We start from the raw sequence: 22,367 nt of genomic DNA, 5'->3' as shown, positions 1-22,367 counted from the left end.
ACACGCGATGCTTACACGCGTAATTTATTCACGACGTAAAGTGTTCGCTATACAGCCCCTGAGATTCGATATAGCGCTCAACCGAGAAGGGAAGTAAATCTGAGCAATCGCGGCCCTCGTGACGACGCTGACGAATTTCTGTAGCAGAAATATCCAGCAGCGGAGTATTGGCCTGATAAATAAAGCCATGAGGACGTTGCCTGAGCTGACCGGCATCTTCTATTTTGTGCGCATCGTACCAACGCTGTAACTCTGGAGTTTCCAGCTCGCGGGCATATCCCGGACGAGCTAGAACCGCCAGATGACACACGTCGAGTAAAGACTCCCAGCGGTGCCATTTGTAAAGCGTAAGTAATGAATCTTGACCAATGATAAACGCCAATGGCTGTTTTGTGCCATGTTCTTTACGTAACGTTTCAAGAGTTTCGATGGTGTACGAAGGGGTATCGCGCTGCAGCTCGCGTGAATCCACTGAAAACAATGGGTTACCTTCAACTGCCAGTTGAGCCATTCTCAACCTTTGCGCCGAAGTTGCCTCGGGTTGCGGGCGATGGGGCGGCACGTTATTAGGCAGTAAAATCACTTTTTCGAGCTGGATTTCATGGGCAAGCTGTTCAACTGGTCGTAAATGACCGTAATGAATGGGGTCAAAGGTGCCGCCAAACAGCGCCATCAGTTCAGTTTTATCACCAACAATGGGGGTCATCACAGGGTTCCTGAATCAATAAAGCTCGGCGGAAGCGGTTTTCCACACAGCAGCATTGAAAGGCTCTCAAGTTCGGGCCAGACCGATTGACCATAGTCCTGTTTCAAGCGGATTTCCATTTGCGTCAGCAATTGAACGGCCTTGTTGAGCTGTTGCAACGATAAACGCTGAAGCGCCTGAGTAACCAGTGCACGACGGTTTTGCCACACTTTGTACTGATCGAAAAGGTTACGCAGCGGCTGATCATCCATTTTACGACGCAGGTTGAGCAGCATTAGCAATTCGCGTTGCAGAGTACGCAGTAAAATTACCGGCTCGCTGTCTTCTTGCTGTAATTGACGCAAAATATGCCAGGCGCGTTTGCTTTTACCGGCAAGGACGGCATCAAGCCAATGGTAGGGCGTGAAGTGTGCCGCGTCGTTGACCGCCTCTTCCACGCGGGGCAGCGTCAGTTTGCCATCAGGATAAAGCAGTGCCAATCGTTCAAGCGACTGCGCCAGTGCCAGCAGGTTACCTTCATAGCAATAACACAGCAGCTGATTGGCCGGATCGTCAAGCTCAAGATCCAGCGACTTGGCGCGTTTGGCGACCCAGCGCGGCAACTGTGCCTGTTCGGGAGTCTGGCAGGTGACAAAAACTGTACGATCGCTGACCGTTTTAAACCAGGCGGCATTTTCCTGCGCTTTGGTGATTTTACTGGCCCGCAGAATCAGCAGAATATCGTCGTGCAGCAGGCTGACCAGCGTTTTCAGCTGTTCGGCGATAGGCGCGGTTGGCCCGTTTTCCGGGAGATGCAGTGTCAGGGTCTGGCGACTGGCAAACAGGCTTAGCGCCTGACAGCTGCTGAATATAGTGTCCCATTCAGTATGGGCATCGAGGATAAAGCTGAAATGTTCGTTAAATTCTGCAGCATTTGCGACCTGACGCACAGCGTCCTGGCTCTCCTGCAACAGAAGGGGATCGTTGCCACAAAGCAGATAACAAGCGCGCAGCCCCTCTCGGAGCTGCGCGGCAAGTTGTTCAGGGTAAATACGAATCATTGAACAGTAGTGCTGGCCGCAGGGGCTTTTCCAATACTGATCACTTCAGGCTTCTCGCTAACCTGCGCTTTTTTCGACATCTCGGCGGCGTGAACCGTCAGGAATTTACGAATCAATTGCTCGGAAGCCTGCTCGCGCATTTCTTTGTCGATGATATCCTGCTCGGCATCTTTTGCTAACGCTGCCAATGGGTTATCAAAGAACGCGCGGTATACGGTTACGCTAATCGGATAAATATCTCTACCCGGCATCACAACCTGAGCCCTGACGACCATCTGTTTCGAGTATTCAGCCGTTTTACCGTCTTCAAATATCGATGCCGTTACCTGACTCTCCGACGCGCCTACAATACGCAGCTCAGGGAGGCTTTTCTTCGTAGAAGCCGTTGGTTCAACTACCGTGACGTCGCTCAGTCTTAACTGATTGCGAATTTCACGTGTAAGCGGGCCATACGGGTCATAGCTGTTGAGCGTAATGGTTTTAAGCTCATCAGGTACGCTACCAGAACCGCGCAGGTGAAAACCACAGCCCGAAGTTACCAGAACGATAGCGCCTAACAACAGCATCAAAATACGATGTCGCATAATATTTTCTCGCAAAAAAAGCCTCCTTGGCTTAACCCACTACCAGATTAAGCAGCTTGCCTGGCACGTAGATTACCTTGCGGACTGTAACCCCATCCAGATATTTTGCGACCAGATACTCTTGTGCCGCCAATTCGCGAACCTGTTCTTCTGTCGCGTCTGCGGCAACGGTTATCTTGGCACGTACTTTACCATTTACCTGCACAACTACCAGTTTAGAGTCTTCGACCATGGCTTTTTCATCTGCCAGCGGCCATGGCGCGGTATCGACATCACCTTCGCCACCCAGAATCTGCCACAGGCTGAAGCACACGTGCGGAGTGAATGGATAAAGCAGGCGAACCACGGCCAGCAGGGCTTCTTGAATCAGCGCGCGATCCTGGGAAGTTTCCTGAGGCGCACGGCCCATTTTGTTCATCAGCTCCATAATTGCCGCAATAGCAGTGTTGAAAGTCTGACGACGGCCAACATCATCGGTCACTTTAGCAATGGTTTTGTGCAGATCGCGACGCAGGTCTTTTTGCTCGGCGGTCAGAGAGGCAACATCCAGAGCCGGTGCTGCGCCTTTTTCGCTGTGCTCGTAAGCCAGTTTCCACACACGTTTCAGGAAGCGGTTAGCCCCTTCAACGCCAGACTCTTGCCATTCCAGCGTCATTTCTGCCGGAGAAGCAAACATCATGAACAGACGTACGGTATCAGCACCGTATTTCTGTACCATGACTTGCGGGTCGATACCGTTATTTTTGGACTTGGACATTTTGCTCATGCCCGCGTACACCAGCTCGCGCCCTTCAGGGTCGGTGGCTTTAACGATACGGCCTTTCTCGTCACGCTCAAGGGTAGCATCGATTGGGGAAACCCAAACGCGTGCGCCGCCTTCGTTGAGATAGTAGAAGGCATCAGCCAGTACCATGCCCTGACACAGCAGGCGTTTGGCAGGCTCGTCGGAAGTTACCAGGCCAGCATCACGCATCAGCTTGTGGAAGAAGCGGAAGTACATAAGGTGCATGATGGCGTGTTCGATACCGCCAACGTATTGGTCAACCGGCAGCCAGTAATTGGCCGCGGCCGGGTCCAGCATGCCTTGGTCGTAGTCCGGGCAAGTGTAACGCGCGTAGTACCACGACGATTCCATAAAGGTATCGAAGGTATCGGTTTCACGCAGGCCAGGCATGCCGTTAACGGTGGTTTTTGCCCACTCGGGATCGGCTTTGATCGGGCTGGTGATGCCGTCCATAACGACGTCTTCCGGCAGAATAACCGGCAGCTGATCTTCTGGCGTTGGAATAACGGTACCGTCTTCCAGTGTGATCATCGGGATTGGCGCGCCCCAGTAACGCTGGCGTGAAACACCCCAATCGCGCAGGCGATAGTTAACTTTACGCTCACCGACGCCCAGGCTAACCAGCTTGTCGGCAATGGCGTTGAAGCCTTGTTCGTGGTCCAGGCCGTCAAACTCGCCGGAATTACACAGCACGCCTTTCTCGGTCATGACTTCAGCCTGAACATCAGGCACGCTGCCATCGGCGTTCAGAATCACAGCTTCGATCGGCAGATTGTATTTGGTAGCAAATTCCCAGTCGCGTGCATCGTGGCCAGGAACGGCCATTACCGCGCCGGTGCCGTATTCCATCAATACGAAATTGGCGACCCAGATTGGGATATTTTTGCCAGTCAGCGGATGCACGGCGAACAGGCCCGTTGGCATGCCTTTTTTCTCCATGGTCGCCATTTCTGCTTCGGCTACCTTGGTATTACGGCATTCATCGATAAAGTCGGCCAGCGCTGGCTGTGAAGCCGCTGCCTGCAATGACAAAGGATGACCCGCCGCAACGGCTGCGTAAGTGGCACCCATAAAGGTGTCAGGACGCGTGGTGTAAACGGTGAGTTTTTCATCGCTGTTCTCAACGTCGAAAGTGATTTCGACGCCTTCGGAGCGGCCAATCCAGTTACGCTGCATGGTTTTGACCTGTTCAGGCCAGCTCTCAAGCGTATCCAGATCGTTCAGCAGTTGGTCGGCATAAGCGGTGATTTTGATAAACCACTGTGGGATCTCTTTGCGTTCCACCTTGGTATCACAGCGCCAGCAGCAGCCGTCAATAACCTGTTCATTAGCCAGAACGGTCAGGTCGTGCGGGCACCAGTTAACCGCCGAGGTCTTTTTATAAACCAGACCTTTCTCGTAAAGCTTGGTGAAAAACCACTGTTCCCAGCGATAATATTCTGGCTGACAGGTCGCCAGTTCGCGATCCCAGTCATAGCCGAAGCCCAGCAGTTTAAGCTGGTTCTTCATGTATTCGATGTTTTCGTAAGTCCACGGAGCGGGTGCCGTATTGTTTTTAACGGCTGCGCCTTCAGCAGGCAGACCAAATGCGTCCCAGCCGATCGGCTGTAGAACGTTTTTACCAAGCATGCGCTGATAACGGGAAATCACGTCACCGATGGTGTAGTTACGCACGTGGCCCATGTGTAGACGGCCTGATGGATAAGGCAACATGGAGAGGCAGTAGTATTTCTCTTTGCCTGGCTGCTCGGTAACTTTGAAGGTCTGCTTCTCTTGCCAGTGAAGTTGAACCTGTGACTCTATATCTTCTGGACGGTATTGCTCTTGCATGGCGGCCGATGGTCCTGTGAGTGAAAAACAGCTACATCCGTAGCCCTATTTCGTTAATCAATTAACAAATGATGCGTTAATAACAAAAGTTTCAAACAGATCCGCATAGCATAGCTGATAAGCGGCAACGGCAACAACACCAAGCGTTGTGCCAGAGACTTTTTATCCTGATCTGTCGGGATTTATTTTTAGGACAAAACGGAAACTGTGCTCTGCCTCCGCCTGATTCAGTTATTCACGACTAAAATAAATTGATGAGGTTCAAAGTGAAAGCATTGTTTTGAGCCACAAACCGTTTTATGAGCATTAAAAGTATGTGTGTGCAACAAAACGGTACGCGTTAAGCCGCACTCAAAGGAGAAGCTATGACTACTGAACAACAGGACTATCGCCAACTAATGGCATCATTGACTGAACGCCTGCGGGGCGGGGAGCGCGATATTGACCTGTTAGTGCGTGATGCGCGAGAAAGTCTGATTAACGAGGACAAACTGTCATCGGTAGAAATTGACCGCCTGACTTTGTCAGCACGGCGCGATCTGCAAGAGTTCGCCCGCATCTATGGCGAATATGCACCCAGTCGTCGTGCTGCGCCGCTAGCCTCAGTGCAACAAAGTGAAGAGCAGGACAGCGTTTTTCTGCGGGTCATCAAGGAAAGTCTATGGCGCGAACTGGCCGATATTACCGACAGAACCCAGCTTGAATGGAAAGAGGTGTTCAAGGACGTCAACCATCATGGCGTATATCACAGCGGAGAAGTGGTCGGGCTGGGGGAATTAATCTGCGAGAAATGTCACTTCCATCTGGCCGTTTACACTCCAGAAATACTTAGCAAATGCCCGGAATGCGGGAATGACGAGTTTTCCCGCAGACCATTCGAACCTTAAAATATCCTTCGTAATTGACGCTACAGCCGCGTTGGATACTCCCGCTCACCCCAGTGACTTACTTATGTAAGCTCCTGGGGATTATCAAGCTTTCCGCCTTGCTGTAGCGCCAATAACTTTGGAGATTTTTGGAGCAAGCGCTGCGTTAGATGCTTCTGCTGCAACTTTAATGCATTTAGATATCAGTGCAGGATCTTCGCCAGGAAGTCCCGCGCGCGCTCAGATTCAGGATTGTTGAAGAAGTCGTCTTTATTGCGATCCTCAACAATTTTTCCTTCGTCCATAAAGATCACTCGGTTGGCCACTTTACGTGCAAAGCCCATCTCGTGGGTTACCACCATCATCGTCATGCCTTCATTGGCCAACTCAACCATAACGTCGAGTACTTCGTTGATCATTTCTGGATCCAGTGCCGAAGTCGGTTCATCAAACAGCATGGCAATAGGGTCCATACACAGCGCGCGGGCGATAGCCACACGCTGCTGTTGGCCACCGGAAAGTTGACCAGGAAACTTATGGGCGTGAGCAGACAGGCCAACGCGTTCAAGCAGTTTCAAACCTTTCTCTTTGGCAGCCGCCTTGTCGCGCTTGAGCACTTTGACCTGCGCCAGCGTCAGGTTTTCGACAATCGACAAATGAGGAAACAGCTCGAAATGCTGGAATACCATTCCGACTTTGGCACGCAGCTGCGCCAGATTGGTTTTTTTGTCATTTACCGGTGTACCGTTGACCAAAATCTGGCCTTTTTGCACCGGCTCCAATCCGTTGACGGTTTTGATAAGCGTCGATTTACCCGAACCGGAAGGACCGCAAACGACGACAACTTCACCTTTCTTAACTTCGGTGCTGCATTCGGTCAGTACCTGGAAATGACCGTACCACTTAGAGACATTTTTCAGCGAAATCATGAAAGGGTCCTTTTCTTCAAATAGCTCACCAGCAACGAAGCAGAGAGGCTGATAACAAAATAGACAAAACCGGCAAACAGGATCATTTCGACCTGTGTTCCGTCACGCTCGCCAATGTTGGTTGCCGTGCGGAAGAAGTCCGCAAGACTGAGAACATACACCAGAGAGGTATCCTGGAATAAAACGATCGCCTGAGTCAGCAGCAGCGGCACCATGGCGCGGAAAGCCTGTGGCAGAATAATCAGCTGCATCGATTGCCAATGGGTCATGCCCAGCGCCAGCGCGGCGGAAGACTGACCGCGAGCGATACTTTGAATACCGGCGCGAATAATTTCCGAATAATAGGCTGCTTCAAACAGTGCGAAAGCGATCATTGCCGAAATCAGGCGAATATCCGTTTTTGGCGACAACCCAAGCACCTGTTGCAGGAAGTTTGGCACCACCAGATAAAACCACAACAGCACCATCACCAGCGGAACGGCGCGGAAAAGGTTAACGTAAATTCTTGCAAACCAGCTTATTGGCTTGAAAGACGACAGACGCATTACCGCTAAAACGGTACCCCACAGAATGCCGAAGACGATAGCAATCGCCGTAATCTTGACGGTAATCACCATACCCTGCATCAGGTAGGGCAGGCTTGGGACCACCGAACTCCAGTCGAATTGATACATAAATTATTTACTCCCCACATTGCCCGGCAGGCGGATCTTGCGCTCAACCTGTTGCATGATCAGCATAATAACCGCATTGATGAGGACGTAAGCCAGCGTGATAGCGGCGAAAGATTCATAGGCATGGGCCGAGTAATCCAGCAGTTTGCCAGCCTGTGCTGCCATATCAACCAGTCCGATAGTGGAGGCGATGGCCGAGTTTTTTACCAGGTTCAGCATTTCGGAGGTCAATGGCGGAACAATGACGCGATAGGCGTTGGGCAACAGCACGTAGCGATAAGTTTGCGGCAGCGTCAGCCCCATCGCCAGGCCAGCAGCCTGCTGGCCTCTTGGTAAAGACTGGATCGCGGCCCGCACTTGCTCGCAAACGCGTGCCGCGGTAAACAGGCCGAGGCAAACCATTGATGAGACGAAGAACTGCACGTTGGGGTCCAAATCCTGCTTGAACCACATTCCAATATTTTCGGGCAGCAGCTCGGGCACCACCAGATACCAGATGAAGAATTGCACGATCAGCGGGACGTTACGAAATAACTCTACGTAACAGGTGCCGAGGGTGGAAAGAAAGCGGTTAGGCACGGTACGCAGGATGCCAAATACCGAGCCGACGATAAAAGCGATAACCCAGGCGCAGACTGACAGCGCTACGGTGACCTGAAAACCAGACCAGATCCAGCCGAGATATGTGGTGTTTCCAAAGGGGGCTTGTTCAAGAAAGATGCCCCAATTCCAGCCTGAAGACATAAAAAACTCCAATTATGTATTGCCTTGGCAAGTGATGACGTTAGCAGATGAGTATTGCTTGTTATAAAGAATGGCGGGGTGGGGAACGACCACCCCGCATTCCTCCTGCTTTCGCAGGTTCCTGTGCCTGTCTGCACGTCGAACACTGTTGTATCTATTAAAGCGCTTTATCGTTTGGCGCTTTGAACAAGGCTTTCATGTCATCGGACAGTTCGAAGTTCATGTTCAGATTTTTTGGTGGAATAGGCTTTTTGAACCAGGTTTCAAACCATTTTGAGGCCTGACCTGAGTTTTCGGCCTGCACCACGGTGTCATCAACCAGTTTCTTGAACTCTGGATCGTCTTTGCGCAGCATACAGCCGTAGGCTTCTTTCGACTGTGGCGTACCCAGAATTACCCAGTCATCAGGCTGCTTGGCTTTGGCACGTTCGCCGGCCAGCAGGGCATCGTCGAGCATAAAGGCCGCAGCACGACCCGTTTCCAGCGTGCGGAATGAGTCACCGTGGTCTTTGGTGCTGATGATTTTCATGCCCATTTTCTTCTCGTCGTTCAGCTTGTTAATCAGAACTTCAGAAGTGGTGCCGGAAGTAACAACAACTGTCTTGCCTTTCAGATCGTCGAAGTCTTTGATAGGAGAACCTTTCTTGACCAGCAAACGGGTGCCGATCACGAAAATGGTGTCAGAGAACGCCGCCTGCTTCTGACGCTCGAGGTTATTGGTGGTTGAACCACACTCAAAGTCATAGGTGCCGTTTTGCAACAGCGGAATACGGTTCTGTGAGGTGATTGGCAACATCTTCACCTGTAGATTTGGCGCATCGAGTTTCTTCTTGATGGCATCAACAATGGCATTTGAGAAGTCCTGCGAATATCCCACCACTTTCTGTTCGTTGTTGTAATAAGAGAAGGGAATCGATGATTCGCGGTGACCGACAACGATCAAACCGCTGTCTTTAATTTTTTTCAGCGTACCAGTCAGGTCTTCGGCATGGGCTAGGCTACTTGCGGCGACACTTGCCAGCAGTACCGACAACACCAGTTTGCGCATTTGCATGGTCCAACTCCTTTGCTTAGTGATGGATCCTTTTAACAGGATCAAAGATGAATCCGACGGTAATTAAGAATCTTTTTATCAGAGTGCTGCGTCATTGCTTACGATCTCTGCACTGAGAAGATAGCGTAATGTGAACATTGTGAAATCGTTATGTTTCTTTTTTGAGACGAAGCGCGCACCAAATTCAAGCAATGAAAGCCTGTTGCACCGTGATGGTGACTATTAAATGCTCAAAATGTGTCAAAACGATGCGATCAGCGAAAAAAAGTTTATAAATAAGATATCTTTCAACAAGATGTAGCAAGATGCATGCCAGTTGAAAGTATTAGACGAATTTATAGTCAGCTTTGCCCGGTAAGCACGGTGAATGTAAGTGAGAATTTAAAGGTAAAACGGTAGCTTAAAGCGAGGGAGCAAAAATAGGCTGCACTGAAAACAGGCAGAGACACCGTTAAGTGTCCCTGCCTGGTTAAATTGCAATGATTAGCAAAGTTGAATTAGCTTTTACGTCGACCCAGCACCACGGTGGCAGCCGCAAACAGCAGGGTTAAAATCCACACCGGCCAAGACCCGACGCGAGCATAAGGAGTTATTCCCTGCGTTGGCGTGACTTTGACTTCAAGCACCTGGCGAGTGAACTGTGGAATTTCGGCAATTACGTTACCTTCGGCATCAACTGCGGCTGTAACACCATTGTTGGTGCTACGCAGCAGCGGGCGACCCAGCTCCACTGCACGCATGCGTGCCATTTGGAAATGCTGCCACGGACCGATTGAATGACCAAACCAGGCATCATTGGAAACGGTCAGCAACAGGTTGGTTTCCGGATGGAAGTTCTCTCGCACCTGTTTACCCTCAACAATTTCATAGCAAATTGCGGTGGTGATATTTAGCCCGGCTACGTGCAGCGGTGGCTGGATATAATTACCGCGACTAAATGACGACATCGGCAGATCAAAGACGCCTGACAGCGGGCGTAGCAGGCTTTCCATCGGGACATACTCGCCAAACGGCACCAGGTGATACTTGTTGTAACGGTTAGGATCAGGATAGCGATACTGTTCCGGCTCGCCCAATGCAATCACGCTGTTGTAAGTCTTCTCACCGCTCTCGGTACGCTGATAGTCCACAATACCGGTAATCAGATTGCTGTGATGCGAACGGGCCAAGTCATCCATCATGGTTAAGAACTGCTGCTGATCCGATTCGATATCCGGGATAGCAGATTCAGGCCAGATAATAAGCTTTGCCTTGCCTAAGTAAGGGCGAGTCTCATCAAGATACGTCTGCAACGTTGATATCAGAGCTTTTGGATCCCATTTCATCGATTGCGGAATATTACCCTGCACCATTGCGACATCCAGGGTTTTATCGGGCTGTGGCGTGAACCAGTGAACTTTGGTCAGCGGCCACGGCAACAGCAGCATTGCTAGCGCTATTACCGCAGGAATGGCCTTGCGCTGATGCGCTGCATACACCAGCAAACCGCTAAGAGACATCAGTACAAAGGTGATGCTTTCGACGCCGCCCAGCGGAGCGAGGCCTTTCAGAGGGCCGTTAATCTGACTATAGCCAAACTGCAACCACGGGAAGCCGGTTAAAACCCAGCCGCGCAGGAACTCGGTGACCTGCCACAAAGCCGGGGCCGCCAGGGCAAGTTTCCACCAGGTAGTTTTTGGCCACAGCCTGGCGAGCAGGCCGCCAAATAGCATGGTGTAAAGCGAAAGGTAAACCGCTAGCAGCACAACCAGGAAGAGGTTGATAGCTTCCGGCATCCCGCCGAAGGTGGCAATGCTGACATATACCCAGTTTACGCCGCTGCCAAATAGCCCCATTCCCCAGAAGAAACCCAGCATGGCGGACTGGCCAGGGCGTCGGTCAAGAGTAAGCAGCAGCAGACCAAACAGCGACACAATGGCCGCAGGCCAGAAGTCATAGGGGGAAAATGCCAGGGTGCCGCAGGCACCAAAGAGTATCGCCAGCAGGATTCTCACCCGCTGACGTTCATATAAACCCTTCATATCTCAGACCAAAATTGTGCGAGTAGTAAAGGCGACAAGAATCGTATTGCCATGAATAAATTAATCTTCCAGTTTCGGTTGCGGCGCTTCGTCCGGTATTTTTACATGAACCTGAATGATACGGCGGCTATCGGCCATGGCAACTTTGAATGAGTAACCGTCGATTTCGATAGTTTCACCGCGGGCAGGGAGGTGCCCAAAAGATTGCATGACCAGGCCGCCAATGGTGTCGACTTCGTCATCGCTGAAGTTGGTATTAAACACTTCATTAAAGTCTTCGATTGGAGCCAGGGCACGAACGGTATAGGTATGGCGGCTGAGCTGGCGGATGTCGAGATCTTCCTCGTCATCGTATTCGTCTTCGATTTCGCCGACGATAAGCTCAAGAATATCTTCAATGGTCACCAGACCGGAAACGCCACCAAATTCGTCAACCACGATGGCCATATGGTAGCGCTGCGAGCGGAACTCCTTGAGCATGCGGTCTACGCGCTTGCTCTCAGGCACAACGACTGCAGTTCTCAGCACTTTGTCAATGCTGAATGGCTCAGACTCTGTGCGCATGAACGGCAGCAGATCTTTGGCCAGCAGAAGGCCTTCAATATGGTCTTTATCCTCGCTTATCACCGGAAAACGAGAGTGGGCTGACTCGATTATGACGTCGAGACACTCTTCGATAGGCTGGTTACGTTTGAGCGTAATCATTTGTGAACGAGGGATCATGATGTCACGCACGCGCTGCTCGGCAATATCCATCACGCCTTCCAGCATGTCACGGGTATCGGGATCGATCAGATCGTTTTGTTCGGAATCACGGATCAGCTCTACCAGATCGCTACGGTTTTTGGGTTCACCGTGGAAAAGCTGGCTGAGCATAAGAGAAAAGAAGCCCTTCTTGGGACTGGGACTGTCGCTGTTTTGTGGATGGTCATCGCTCATGGCGTTGGGGTGGTGATCTCATATTTAACGGATAAAAATGTCCATCTTGATTGACGCCGCTGCTGTGTTGGCGGCGGTGCGAAAAAATCAGGACATACGATACTGGCTAACTTAATGCTTTTATTGCTGTTCGTCGAGCAGCCTGTTTATCTAAAAAAGCTATTCGGCGGGCAATAAAAGTTATTCATCTAATAATAAATACGGGTCCGGATGCCCCAGAGATTGCATAATTTCAATCTCGATGGCTTCCATCTCTTCGGCTTCTTCATCAACGATGTGGTCATACCCTAGCAGATGCAGACTGCCGTGAACAACCATATGCGCCCAATGCGCATTAAGCGCCTTGTTTTGCTCGCGGGCTTCCAGCTCGACGACCTGGCGACAAATCACCAAATCGCCCAGCAGTGGCAGCTCCATGCCCGGAGGGGCTTCAAACGGAAAAGACAGCACATTGGTTGACTTGTCTTTACCGCGATAGGTCATGTTCAGCTCATGGCTCTCCGCTTCATCAACGATGCGGATAGTCACCTCTGACTCTTCCTGAAACTGTGGAAGCACGGCTTCCAGCCACTGCTGGAAGTCGCTTTCTGCCGGCAAACCTTCACTGCTCTCGCTGGCTATCTGTAAATCTAGAATTACCTGATGACTCATGTATTGCTCTGTTCAGGGGTGGGTTGGGATGTATAGCTTTGTGATTCATGTTTACGCTGTTTTGCTACTTCATCGCGGCGTTTTTGATCTTCTTCTTCCCAGGCTTCATAAGCGATAACGATACGAGCAACCACCGGATGGCGCACCACGTCTTCGCTGTGGAAGAAGTTAAAGCTCAGTTCTTCAACCCCGGAAAGCACCTCGATAGCGTGGCGCAGGCCTGACTTCTGATGACGAGGCAAGTCAATTTGCGTCACGTCACCGGTAATCACCGCTTTAGAGTTAAAGCCGATACGGGTCAGGAACATTTTCATCTGTTCAATCGAAGTATTCTGGCTTTCATCCAGGATGATAAAGGCATCGTTAAGTGTACGCCCGCGCATATAGGCCAGCGGTGCAACTTCAATGACATTGCGTTCGATCAGCTTTTCGACTTTTTCAAAGCCGAGCATTTCAAACAACGCGTCATACAGCGGACGCAAATATGGATCAACTTTCTGGCTCAGATCGCCAGGCAGGAAACCGAGTTTTTCACCCGCTTCAACCGCCGGTCGAGTTAGCATAATACGGCGCACTTCCTGACGTTCCAGCGCGTCAACCGCTGCTGCAACTGCCAGATAGGTTTTACCGGTACCCGCCGGGCCAATACCGAAAGTGATATCGTGGTCGAGAATATTGGCAATATATTGCGCCTGATTGGGCGTGCGTGGCTTGATCATACCGCGTTTGGTTTTGATGATCACTGCCTTGCCGTAGTCAGGTACGCTTTCTGCGGTTTGTTCCAGCACGCGGCTCTCTTTGATAGCCAAATGTATCTTCTCGGGATCGATGTCCTGAGTTTCGCCGCGCAAAGGAGCCGTGTCGACGTACAAGTCGCGTAAAATAGTCACGGCTGCGTCAACAACCAGATTCTTGCCAACCAGTTTAAAGGCGTTATCACGACGATTGATCTCGATGCCCAACCGGCGTTCCAGTTGTTTGATGTTGTCATCAAACGGCCCGCAAAGACTCAGCAAACGCTGATTGTCCTCGGGCTCCAGCAAAATCTCTTGTGTTACAACGTTCAAACTATTCCTCTGGGCCACTTTGGACCTGTTGAATGTGTATCTTGGCAACGGGGCTGCAACCACCGCCTGATTAACTAATCATACATGCCCTTGGGAAAATATTCCCTGTACCGCATGTGCTGTATTAAACAATATGCGGCCTGTCTCGAAAAAATAAACCCTGGCTGTCATCTTTCATCCCACAGTATTGCCGGTTTCTTGGGTTTGCCCCGTTCATTTCATTAGTCAGCTCGCGAAGATTTGCTCAGTTGTCTCCTATCTGTGTAATGAAATCAAAAGATCGCCAGTCTTTAAAATAAATAAAGGGCGCCGGAGCGCCCTTTGCAAAAGTAAGGCCGAATTAAGGCTGATAGATGCCAACGCCGATGTCGTTTTCTTTGCGGGTGCGAGCAATGATGACCTGTGGAGAAGCATGCTGGCGCAGGTCCATCTGCTCTTCGGTGCGCACCACAATCCCGCGCAGCGAGTTGGTCAGCACGTCAACGATTTCGAGGTCTACGAATTTACCGACCATCTCTGGAGTGCCTTCGAAGTTAACCACCCGGTTGTTTTCGGTACGCCCGGTCAGCTCCATGATGCTCTTGCGTGAGGTGCCTTCAACCAGAACGCGCTGTACGGTGCCGATCATTGCTCGGCTGATGCGCAGAGACTGTTGGGTTATACGCTCCTGCAGCTGATAAAGGCGCTGTTTTTTCTCTTCTTCGCTGACGTCATCGACCATGTCGGCCGCCGGCGTGCCGGGACGGGCAGAGTAAATAAAGCTGTAGCTGACATCCATGTTGACGTCGGCAATCAGTTTCATGGTCTGCTGGTGGTCTTCGTCTGTTTCACCCGGGAAGCCGACGATGAAGTCAGAGCTGAAGGTAATGCCCGGACGCGCCTTGAGAATTTTGCGCAGAGTGGATTTGTACTCAAGCACTGTGTGCGCGCGTTTCATCATGGTCAGTACGCGGTCTGAGCCGCACTGTACCGGCAGGTGCAAGAAGCTCACTATTTCTGGCGTATCTTTATAGACCTCGATGAGATCGTCAGTAAACTCGATAGGATGGCTGGTTGTGAAGCGAATACGATCGATGCCGTCAATGCTGGCCACCAGGAGCAGAAGCTCGGCGAAGGAGCAAATACCGCCGTCGAAGCCCGGGCCGCGATAGGCGTTTACGTTCTGACCCAACAGATTGACCTCGCGCACGCCTTGTGCCGCCAGCTGGGCGACTTCGAACAGTACGTCATCGCTTGGACGACTGACTTCTTCACCTCGGGTATAAGGCACCACGCAGAAGCTGCAATATTTGTTGCAGCCTTCCATGATGGAGACGTAGGCGGTCGGGCCGTCGGCGCGCGGTTCGGGCAGGCGATCAAATTTTTCAATTTCCGGGAAGCTGACGTCAACGATCGGACTTTTGCTACCGCGCACGTGGTTAATCATTTCTGGCAGACGATGCAGGGTTTGCGGGCCAAAAACAATGTCAACATAATGGGCGCGCTGGCGGATCAGCTTGCCTTCCTGCGAGGCCACACAGCCACCTACGCCGATAATGATATTCGGATTGGCCTTTTTAAGCAGCTTCCAGCGCCCAAGCTGGTGGAACACTTTTTCCTGTGCTTTTTCACGAATTGAACAAGTGTTGAGCAGCAGCACATCAGCCTCTTCGGCATTTTCAGTCAGTTCGAAACCGTGAGTACTGTTAAGCAGGTCGGCCATTTTGGATGAATCATACTCATTCATCTGACAGCCCCAGGTTTTAATATGCAGTTTTTTCTTCATTGACATGCCATTACTCAAAAAGCGTTAAACAAAACACCCCTATACTCTACTTCAGGAGTGGGGCCTTAGAGCCTATTAGAAAATACGTTGGGTATGTGGTTGCGAATAGACTCTACGAAATGCCGGAGTTTACCGGACTGCGTAGTTCTGGAGAGGTATTGTAATCCCACATTAACCGAGTGGCTAGTGCGGGGGAGCAGGTTACGGCCTGATACTCACTGAAAAATCGGGTACACTTCGCAAAATTCAGAGTGAGTGCAACCTCATTTAATAATGTTAAAGAAGAATGTGATGGAAACTGTCGTGGTGAATTCTGAGGGTGTTAACACAGAAAGCGAAAATCCTTTTGCAGGGCTGGTGGATGAAGGTAAGACTTTCGACGTCATCGTGGTCGGTGGAGGCATGGTCGGTGCGGCAACAGCTCAGGGATTGGCTTTACAGGGATTAAACGTCGCAGTCATCGAAGATAAGGCTCCTAAGGCTTACGCGGCCGATGATGCCATCGATCTGCGCATTTCTGCCATCGGATGTGCTTCGGCCCGCCTGCTGGATAAACTGGGTGCCTGGGAAAATGTCAGGCAGATGCGCCACACGCCGTATCGCCGGTTGGAAACCTGGGAACAGCCTGGGTCCGAGGTGTTATTTGATGCTCAGTCGCTAGGCCTGCCGGAGCTGGGCTTTATGCTCGAGAACCGCGTATTGCAACTGGCTCTGTGGCAGCAAATGCAACAGCAGCGCAATTTGACACTGCTTTGCCCGGATAAACTCAAACAGTTAAACCATCAGGCTGATGGCAGCTGGTCGCTGGAACTGGTTAGCGGACAGCGGCTCAATGCGCGTCTGGTCGTTGCCGCCGACGGTGCGAATTCTTTGGTGCGCCAACAGGCGGGTATCGGCATTGACGGCTGGCAGTATCGCCAAAACTGTATGCTGATTAACGTCCAGACTCAGTCTCAGGATCTCGATGTCACCTGGCAGCAGTTTTTCCCGTCAGGCCCTCGCGCCTTCTTGCCATTGTGGGGAAATCACGCCTCGCTGGTTTGGTACGACAGCCCGCAGCGAATTCGCCATCTGCAATCGTTGAATATGCAACAGTTGACTCGAGAGATCACGCAGGCCTTCCCGGCTCGGCTGGGGGCGGTTCAGGCGCTGTCAGCGGGCTCCTTTCCACTAGTGCGCCGCCACGCGCAGCGTTACGTTTCTCCGGGACTGGTTTTAGTGGGCGACGCAGCGCACACCATTAATCCGCTGGCCGGGCAGGGCGTTAACCTCGGTTATCGTGATGTCGAAGCTTTGCTGGACGTGATCGCGCAAGCCAGAGAGAAAGGAGAGGATTGGGGAAGTGAGCGAGTATTGCTACGCTATCAGCGCCGTCGCCGGGTTGATAACCTGATGATGCAAAGCGGCATGGATCTTTTCTATACCGCATTCAGTAATACTCTGCCGCCGGTGCGGATGCTGCGCAATCTCGCGTTGATGGCCGCACAGCGCGCAGGTAAGCTGAAATCCAAAGCGCTGGAGTATGCTTTAGGGTTGTAACCTCTCCAGGACCGTGGGAAAGGGCAGCAGGGCTTTGGCTTTGTTGCCTTTTTTATTGCCGACTATTTATCAGAAAGGGATAGCGAATAAGGCGGTATGTAGTTTCAAAACGCATAAAAGCAAAAAGCCCGCCGAAGCGAGCTTTTCTAAATTTGGCTGGGGTGCCAGGATTCGAACCTGGGTATGCTGGTATCAGAAACCAGAGCCTTACCGCTTGGCGACACCCCAATGGTGTTACTACATACTTCTTACTGATAATTACTCTTGACTCATAACCATTTAGACTTAAATGGTGGCTACGACGGGATTCGAACCTGTGACCCCATCATTATGAGTGATGTGCTCTAACCAACTGAGCTACGTAGCCAATTTTTAACTATCTCAATCGTTATTGCAAGCTGTTTTCAACATTAGTTTCTAGTTTAACTAATAGATTTCAAACAGTTAACAAACTGAAAGTGGCTGGGGTACCTGGATTCGAACCAGGGTATGCTGGTATCAAAAACCAGTGCCTTACCGCTTGGCGATACCCCATCTTATTACTTTCAAATTGTTTTATTTTCACTGTGTCGTTCAAAGAACAGGACAATGAAAAAATTGGCTGGGGTACCAGGATTCGAACCTGGGAATGCTGGTATCAAAAACCAGTGCCTTACCGCTTGGCGATACCCCATCCGTGCAAACCGAGTGAAATGGTGCGGGAGGCGAGACTTGAACTCGCACACCTTGCGGCGCTAGAACCTAAATCTAGTGCGTCTACCAATTTCGCCACTCCCGCAAACATGAAAGAAGAATGGTGGCTACGACGGGATTCGAACCTGTGACCCCATCATTATGAGTGATGTGCTCTAACCAACTGAGCTACGTAGCCGTCTTCTCTCTGCTCAACCTTCATCGGCGTTGCGGGGCGCATTATGCGTATATGGCAGTTTTGCGTCAACAAGTTTTTTGCCAAAAAACCGCAGATGAGGTCCATTTGTGCAGGTTATGACCGCTACGGCGATAAAATCGACAAAAGATAGTATTTTCAATCAATTTAAACTAAAAAAAACGGGCCACCTAGGGCCCGTGATATTCATAAAATGTCGGTTATTTATAAGCGGATGAATGAACGCCTACAGCACGACCAGACGGATCGTTCATGTTTTTGAATGACTCGTCCCACTCTACCGCTTTCGGCGAAGAACAGGCTACGGTCGGGCCACCTGGCACACATTCAGCTGCGTTCGGCACCGGGAACAGCTCTTCAAAGACGGTGCGGTACAAATACCCTTCTTTTGAGGTCGGGGTGTTGTACGGGAAGCGGAAATGCGCAGTTTCGAGCTGTTGATCGGTCACCTGCTGCGCCGCCACTTCTTTTAAGGTATCAATCCAGCTGTAACCCACGCCGTCAGAGAACTGCTCTTTCTGGCGCCAGGCCACGCTCTGTGGCAGATAAGACTCGAAACACTCGCGCAGGATGTGTTTTTCCATTTTGCCGTTGCCGCACATTTTATCTTTCGGGTTGATGCGCATCGCTACGTCGAGGAATTTTTTGTCCAGGAAAGGTACGCGAGCTTCTACACCCCAGGCTGACATCGCCTTGTTGGCGCGAGCGCAGTCATACATGTGCAGGGCCAGCAGTTTACGCACGGTCTCTTCGTGGAACTCCAGCTCGTTGGGGGCTTTATGGAAGTACAGGTAGCCGCCAAACACTTCATCGGCACCTTCGCCCGACAGCACCATTTTGATGCCCATTGCCTTGATTTTACGTGACATCAGATACATTGGCGTAGACGCACGAATGGTGGTCACGTCGTAGGTTTCGATGTGATAAATCACGTCACGAATTGCGTCGAGGCCTTCCTGCACGGTGAAATGAATTTCATGGTGCACGGTGCCCAGATGGTTTGCCACTTCCTGGGCAGCACGCAAGTCTGGTGAACCTTCAAGTCCCACCGCAAACGAGTGCAGCTGCGGCCACCAGGCTTCGCTTTGATCTTTATCTTCAATACGGCGACCGGCAAATTTCTTGGTAACGGCAGAGATAATAGAAGAGTCCAGACCGCCAGACAGCAGCACGCCATAAGGCACGTCAGACATCAGATGGCTTTTGACTGCTTCTTCCAGTGCTTCTTTCAGCTCGACTTTATCGGTCACGTTGTCTTTAACGTTGTCGAATTCGAACCAGTCACGCTGGTAATACTCAACAATTTTACCGTCCTGACTCCACAGATAGCTGCCCGCCGGGAATTCTTTAATGCTGCGGCAAACTGGAACCAGTGATTTCATTTCTGAAGCTACATAAAGGTTGCCGTGTTCATCATGACCCATATAAAGAGGGATGATGCCGAGATGGTCACGGCCAATCAGGTAAGCGTCTTTTTCTGTGTCATACAGAATAAACGCGAACATACCCTGCAGCTCATCAAGGAACGCCGGACCTTTTTCCTGATAAAGTGCGAGGATCACTTCACAGTCAGATTCAGTCTGGAACGCATATTTGTCGCCGAGAGCGGCACGCAGCGCCTGATGGTTATAGATTTCGCCGTTAACAGCCAGAACGTGAGTTTGTGCTTCGTTGTACAGTGGTTGCGCGCCGTTGTTGACGTCAACAATCGACAGACGCTCGTGACAAAGAATCGCTTTGTCGCTGGCATAAACGCCAGACCAGTCCGGACCACGGTGACGCATCAAGCGTGACAGCTCCAGCGCCTTTTTGCGCAGCTCGACGGAATCAGTCTTGATATCAAGCACACCAAATATAGAACACATATTACTCTCCCTAACGGCTTTTTCTCAGGCGGTGATGTTGTTTTGCATAACCAGTGTTTGTTTGTGCGGCGTTGCCGAATTCACATTATTTATCGGACTTCGCTGCGTCTCTGATAATGAAAATGCGTAAAAGCGCGATCCTTTGCAAGTAATTTAGTGATTGTTTGAAAAATAGTTGGTTGACCCTCTGCGTTTATTGACGGATTACCAGTTTATAGGGGTTAAAATTATTGAATCGTCAAAAAACGGCACTGCGCGAGGGGCTGCACTCAAAAGATGCAGCTAATTATTATGGAAAGAAAAAATGCCCGTTTTTGAGGCGGGCATTTTTCTCAAAGCACAAGGTTGAGATTAGATTACGTCGATATCGGCAACGGAAGGGTAAATCCAGGTCGGGCGGAACGGCATATTTTCTACGTCGTTTAACGTCGAAACCCCGGTCAACACCAGAATGGTTTCCAGTCCGGCCTGAAATCCGGCCAGAATATCGGTACGCAGGTTATCTCCGACGATCACTGTATCTTCGGAATGTGCCTGCATTTTGTTGAGCGCTGAGCGGATAATCCACGGGCTTGGCTTGCCGACCACGAATGGCTTGCGGCCAGTTATTTTTTCAATCGGTGCGCAGAGCGCGCCACAGGCGGGCACAAAACCGTGCCCGTGATAGTCGGGATTAGTGGCAATAAAGCGAGCGCCGTTGGCGACAAAATAGGCCGCTTTATGCATCATATCCCAGTTATATGACCGTGTTTCGCCGACGATCACGAAGTCAGGATTGATATCGGTAATGGTAAAACCGGCATTGTACAGTTCATGAATGAGTGCCCCCTCGCCGATCACATAGGCTTTTTTACCTTCCTGACGCTTGAGGAAATCTGCCGTGGCCATTGCCGAGGTAAAGAAAGCGCTTTCCGGCACCTCCAATCCTGCTGCCGCAAAGCGATTTGAGAGATCTTGAGCCGTTTGGGAAGGGTAGTTGGTAAGGATAACCAGCGGCATTTTCTGTTCCTGAATGCGGGCCAGAAACAGGTCCGCGCCCGGCACTGGCGTATTGTCATGCAGGAGTACGCCGTCGATATCGCAAATTACATTTTTAATAGCCATGATGATTTATCCGTCCTTGCATCGTTAATGCAATAGGCTAAACCCCGCTATCTGGCAGATGGCGGGGTAGCGAAGAGGTTGATTATTGGGCCGAATTTTCCAACAGGCGCTGTAGCAAGACGCCATTGAGCATGGCGCGTTTGACCAGCGCAAAAGCCCCAATGGCCGAGCGATGATTCAGCTCCGAGGTCACAATGGGCAGGTTACGGCGGAAATCTTTCAGTACCTGAGCATTGATGCAGCTTTGCAGCGCGGGCAACAGGATTTTATCTGCCTCGGTTATCTCGCCCGCAATCACGACTTTCTGTGGGTTAAACAGGTTAATAGCGATGGCGATGCTTTTACCCAGATGACGGCCCACAAATTCAATAACCTCGCAGGCCAGCTGATCGCCGCGATTGGCGGCCTTGCAAATGCTGCCGATGGTGCAGTCATCCAGCGTCAGCTTACTCGGATAGCCCTGTGTTAACAGGTTACGCACCCGATTTTCAATCGCCGAATTGGCCGCGATAGTTTCGAGACAGCCAAAGTTGCCGCAGTGGCAGCGTTCACCGAGGGGATCGACTTGAATATGGCCGATTTCACCGACGTTACCGTTGCTGCCGAGGAAAATCTGCCCGTTTACCAGAATACCGGCACCGGTTCCACGATGCAGACGAACCAAAATAGAGTCTTGGCAATCGCGTGTCGCACCAAAGTAGTGCTCTGCCAGCGCCAGACTGCGAATATCGTGGCCCACAAAGCTAGTCACCGCGAATTTAGCTTCGAGAATATCCACCAGTTTCCAGTTATGCACGCTGATATGCGGCATATAACGCACAATACCTTTAACCGGATCAACTAATCCTGGCAGGATCACCGAGATAGCAATCAGTTCACGGATCTTGCGCTGAGTTAATTCCATAAAATGGGTGATCGCGGCGATCAGCGCATTTTCCAACGTTTCCTGGGTGCGCTCCGGCAGAGGGTAATGCTGCTCGGACAGAACTTTGGCGCTCAAATCGTACAGCGTTAGCGTGGCGTCGTTACGGCCGAGGCGAACGGCCACGGTCTGGAAAGGGCGAGTTTCGGTAATGATTGAGATAGCGCGCCTGCCGCCGGTCGAGGCCTGTTGATCGACTTCTTTGATCAGGCCTCGCTCAAGCAGCTGGCGAGAGATTTTGGTTACGCTGGCGGGGGCTAGCTGGCTCAGTTCCGCGATTTGTATCCGTGAAATGGGGCCTTGCTGGTCAATTAGGCGATAAACGGCAGCGCCGTTTAACTGCTTAACCAGATCAACGTTACCGATTTGTGCCTGCCCGCCTGTGTTCATCCAT

General features: G+C 51.0%; 18 protein-coding genes and 6 tRNA genes. 2 read left to right on the top strand and 22 right to left on the bottom strand.

Going from position 1 to position 22,367, the window contains the following annotated elements; genetic code table 11:
* Nucleotides 1-28 precede the first annotated feature (28 nt).
* Genes nadD through leuS form a run of 4 tightly spaced genes read right to left on the bottom strand, consistent with a single transcriptional unit; the run spans nucleotide 29 to nucleotide 4,944 of the window.
* Nucleotides 29-706 (bottom strand): nicotinate-nucleotide adenylyltransferase, encoded by a 678-nt coding sequence (gene nadD / locus SPM24T3_RS11335; protein WP_009636888.1) that lies wholly within the window; start codon nucleotides 704-706, stop codon nucleotides 29-31.
* Nucleotides 706-1,746, bottom strand: coding sequence for a DNA polymerase III subunit delta (gene holA, locus SPM24T3_RS11330; protein ID WP_009636887.1), 1,041 nt, complete (start codon nucleotides 1,744-1,746; stop codon nucleotides 706-708). Before holA ends, nadD begins: the two co-directional genes overlap by 1 nt.
* On the bottom strand, nucleotides 1,743-2,330 hold the full coding sequence (gene lptE, locus SPM24T3_RS11325; RefSeq protein WP_037378277.1) for an LPS assembly lipoprotein LptE: 588 nt from the start codon (nucleotides 2,328-2,330) through the stop codon (nucleotides 1,743-1,745). Before lptE ends, holA begins: the two co-directional genes overlap by 4 nt.
* 31 nt (nucleotides 2,331-2,361) lie before the next feature.
* Nucleotides 2,362-4,944: a leucine--tRNA ligase gene (leuS, locus tag SPM24T3_RS11320; protein WP_009636885.1), complete on the bottom strand. Its 2,583-nt coding sequence runs from the start codon at nucleotides 4,942-4,944 to the stop codon at nucleotides 2,362-2,364.
* A 365-nt stretch (nucleotides 4,945-5,309) separates the two neighbouring features.
* On the opposite strand from leuS, the gene SPM24T3_RS11315 reads away from it, so the two are divergent.
* Nucleotides 5,310-5,831 carry a zinc ribbon-containing protein gene (locus tag SPM24T3_RS11315; RefSeq protein ID WP_009636884.1) on the top strand — a complete coding sequence of 174 codons (522 nt, stop codon included), beginning with the start codon at nucleotides 5,310-5,312 and terminating at the stop codon, nucleotides 5,829-5,831.
* A gap of 182 nt (nucleotides 5,832-6,013) precedes the next feature.
* On the opposite strand, the gene SPM24T3_RS11310 is transcribed toward SPM24T3_RS11315, so the two are convergent.
* From SPM24T3_RS11310 to miaB, 9 genes are all read right to left on the bottom strand, one after another.
* The gene (locus tag SPM24T3_RS11310; RefSeq protein WP_009636883.1) at nucleotides 6,014-6,739 is read right to left on the bottom strand and encodes an amino acid ABC transporter ATP-binding protein; all 726 of its coding nucleotides are present in this window, start codon (nucleotides 6,737-6,739) and stop codon (nucleotides 6,014-6,016) included.
* Nucleotides 6,736-7,413, bottom strand: a complete 678-nt coding sequence (gene gltK / locus SPM24T3_RS11305; protein ID WP_009636882.1) for a glutamate/aspartate ABC transporter permease GltK — start codon at nucleotides 7,411-7,413, stop codon at nucleotides 6,736-6,738. The genes SPM24T3_RS11310 and gltK overlap by 4 nt, the downstream gene beginning before the upstream one ends.
* 3 nt (nucleotides 7,414-7,416) lie before the next feature.
* Nucleotides 7,417-8,157: an amino acid ABC transporter permease gene (locus SPM24T3_RS11300; protein WP_009636881.1), complete on the bottom strand. Its 741-nt coding sequence runs from the start codon at nucleotides 8,155-8,157 to the stop codon at nucleotides 7,417-7,419.
* Nucleotides 8,158-8,314: 157 nt separating this feature from the next.
* Nucleotides 8,315-9,211, bottom strand: coding sequence for a glutamate/aspartate ABC transporter substrate-binding protein (locus SPM24T3_RS11295; protein ID WP_009636880.1), 897 nt, complete (start codon nucleotides 9,209-9,211; stop codon nucleotides 8,315-8,317).
* 497 nt (nucleotides 9,212-9,708) lie between these two features.
* A complete protein-coding gene (gene lnt, locus SPM24T3_RS11290; RefSeq protein WP_009636879.1) occupies nucleotides 9,709-11,232 on the bottom strand; it encodes an apolipoprotein N-acyltransferase in 1,524 nt (507 codons plus the stop codon).
* Between the two features lie 60 nt (nucleotides 11,233-11,292).
* The gene (gene corC, locus SPM24T3_RS11285) at nucleotides 11,293-12,171 is read right to left on the bottom strand and encodes a CNNM family magnesium/cobalt transport protein CorC (RefSeq protein WP_009636878.1); all 879 of its coding nucleotides are present in this window, start codon (nucleotides 12,169-12,171) and stop codon (nucleotides 11,293-11,295) included.
* Nucleotides 12,172-12,351: 180 nt separating this feature from the next.
* Nucleotides 12,352-12,822: an rRNA maturation RNase YbeY gene (gene ybeY / locus SPM24T3_RS11280; RefSeq protein WP_009636877.1), complete on the bottom strand. Its 471-nt coding sequence runs from the start codon at nucleotides 12,820-12,822 to the stop codon at nucleotides 12,352-12,354.
* Nucleotides 12,819-13,907, bottom strand: coding sequence for a PhoH family protein (locus SPM24T3_RS11275; protein WP_192807947.1), 1,089 nt, complete (start codon nucleotides 13,905-13,907; stop codon nucleotides 12,819-12,821). Before SPM24T3_RS11275 ends, ybeY begins: the two co-directional genes overlap by 4 nt.
* A 322-nt stretch (nucleotides 13,908-14,229) precedes the next feature.
* The gene (miaB, locus tag SPM24T3_RS11270) at nucleotides 14,230-15,654 is read right to left on the bottom strand and encodes a tRNA (N6-isopentenyl adenosine(37)-C2)-methylthiotransferase MiaB (RefSeq protein ID WP_009636875.1); all 1,425 of its coding nucleotides are present in this window, start codon (nucleotides 15,652-15,654) and stop codon (nucleotides 14,230-14,232) included.
* A 402-nt stretch (nucleotides 15,655-16,056) separates the two neighbouring features.
* Between miaB and ubiF the strand changes: the two genes are divergently transcribed.
* Nucleotides 16,057-17,193 (top strand): 3-demethoxyubiquinol 3-hydroxylase, encoded by a 1,137-nt coding sequence (gene ubiF, locus SPM24T3_RS11265; RefSeq protein ID WP_237713035.1) that lies wholly within the window; start codon nucleotides 16,057-16,059, stop codon nucleotides 17,191-17,193.
* 153 nt (nucleotides 17,194-17,346) lie between these two features.
* Here ubiF and SPM24T3_RS11260 read toward each other — a convergent pair.
* The 9 genes from SPM24T3_RS11260 to SPM24T3_RS11220 all read right to left on the bottom strand — a co-directional run bounded on the left by SPM24T3_RS11260 (nucleotide 17,347) and on the right by SPM24T3_RS11220 (nucleotide 22,363).
* A tRNA-Gln gene (locus SPM24T3_RS11260) sits at nucleotides 17,347-17,421 on the bottom strand.
* A gap of 62 nt (nucleotides 17,422-17,483) precedes the next feature.
* Nucleotides 17,484-17,560 (bottom strand) — tRNA-Met (locus tag SPM24T3_RS11255).
* A gap of 92 nt (nucleotides 17,561-17,652) precedes the next feature.
* Nucleotides 17,653-17,727 (bottom strand) — tRNA-Gln (locus SPM24T3_RS11250).
* A gap of 64 nt (nucleotides 17,728-17,791) precedes the next feature.
* Nucleotides 17,792-17,866, bottom strand: a tRNA-Gln gene (locus tag SPM24T3_RS11245).
* A 20-nt stretch (nucleotides 17,867-17,886) separates the two neighbouring features.
* A tRNA-Leu gene (locus SPM24T3_RS11240) sits at nucleotides 17,887-17,971 on the bottom strand.
* Nucleotides 17,972-17,987: 16 nt separating this feature from the next.
* Nucleotides 17,988-18,064 (bottom strand) — tRNA-Met (locus SPM24T3_RS11235).
* Between the two features lie 218 nt (nucleotides 18,065-18,282).
* Complete coding sequence (gene asnB, locus SPM24T3_RS11230; protein WP_009636873.1) at nucleotides 18,283-19,947, bottom strand: asparagine synthase B; 1,665 nt, start codon at nucleotides 19,945-19,947, stop codon at nucleotides 18,283-18,285.
* 351 nt (nucleotides 19,948-20,298) lie between these two features.
* Nucleotides 20,299-21,051 carry an HAD-IIA family hydrolase gene (locus SPM24T3_RS11225; RefSeq protein ID WP_009636872.1) on the bottom strand — a complete coding sequence of 251 codons (753 nt, stop codon included), beginning with the start codon at nucleotides 21,049-21,051 and terminating at the stop codon, nucleotides 20,299-20,301.
* An 82-nt stretch (nucleotides 21,052-21,133) separates the two neighbouring features.
* Nucleotides 21,134-22,363, bottom strand: coding sequence for an N-acetylglucosamine repressor (locus SPM24T3_RS11220; RefSeq protein ID WP_009636871.1), 1,230 nt, complete (start codon nucleotides 22,361-22,363; stop codon nucleotides 21,134-21,136).
* Nucleotides 22,364-22,367 lie beyond the last annotated feature (4 nt).

It is taken from the genome of Serratia sp. M24T3 (assembly GCF_000257645.1).
Taxonomy (GTDB): Bacteria; Pseudomonadota; Gammaproteobacteria; order Enterobacterales; family Enterobacteriaceae; genus Rouxiella.
The sequence above is the reverse complement of the archived record's forward strand: the minus strand, read 5'-3'. Positions and strand labels throughout refer to the sequence as shown.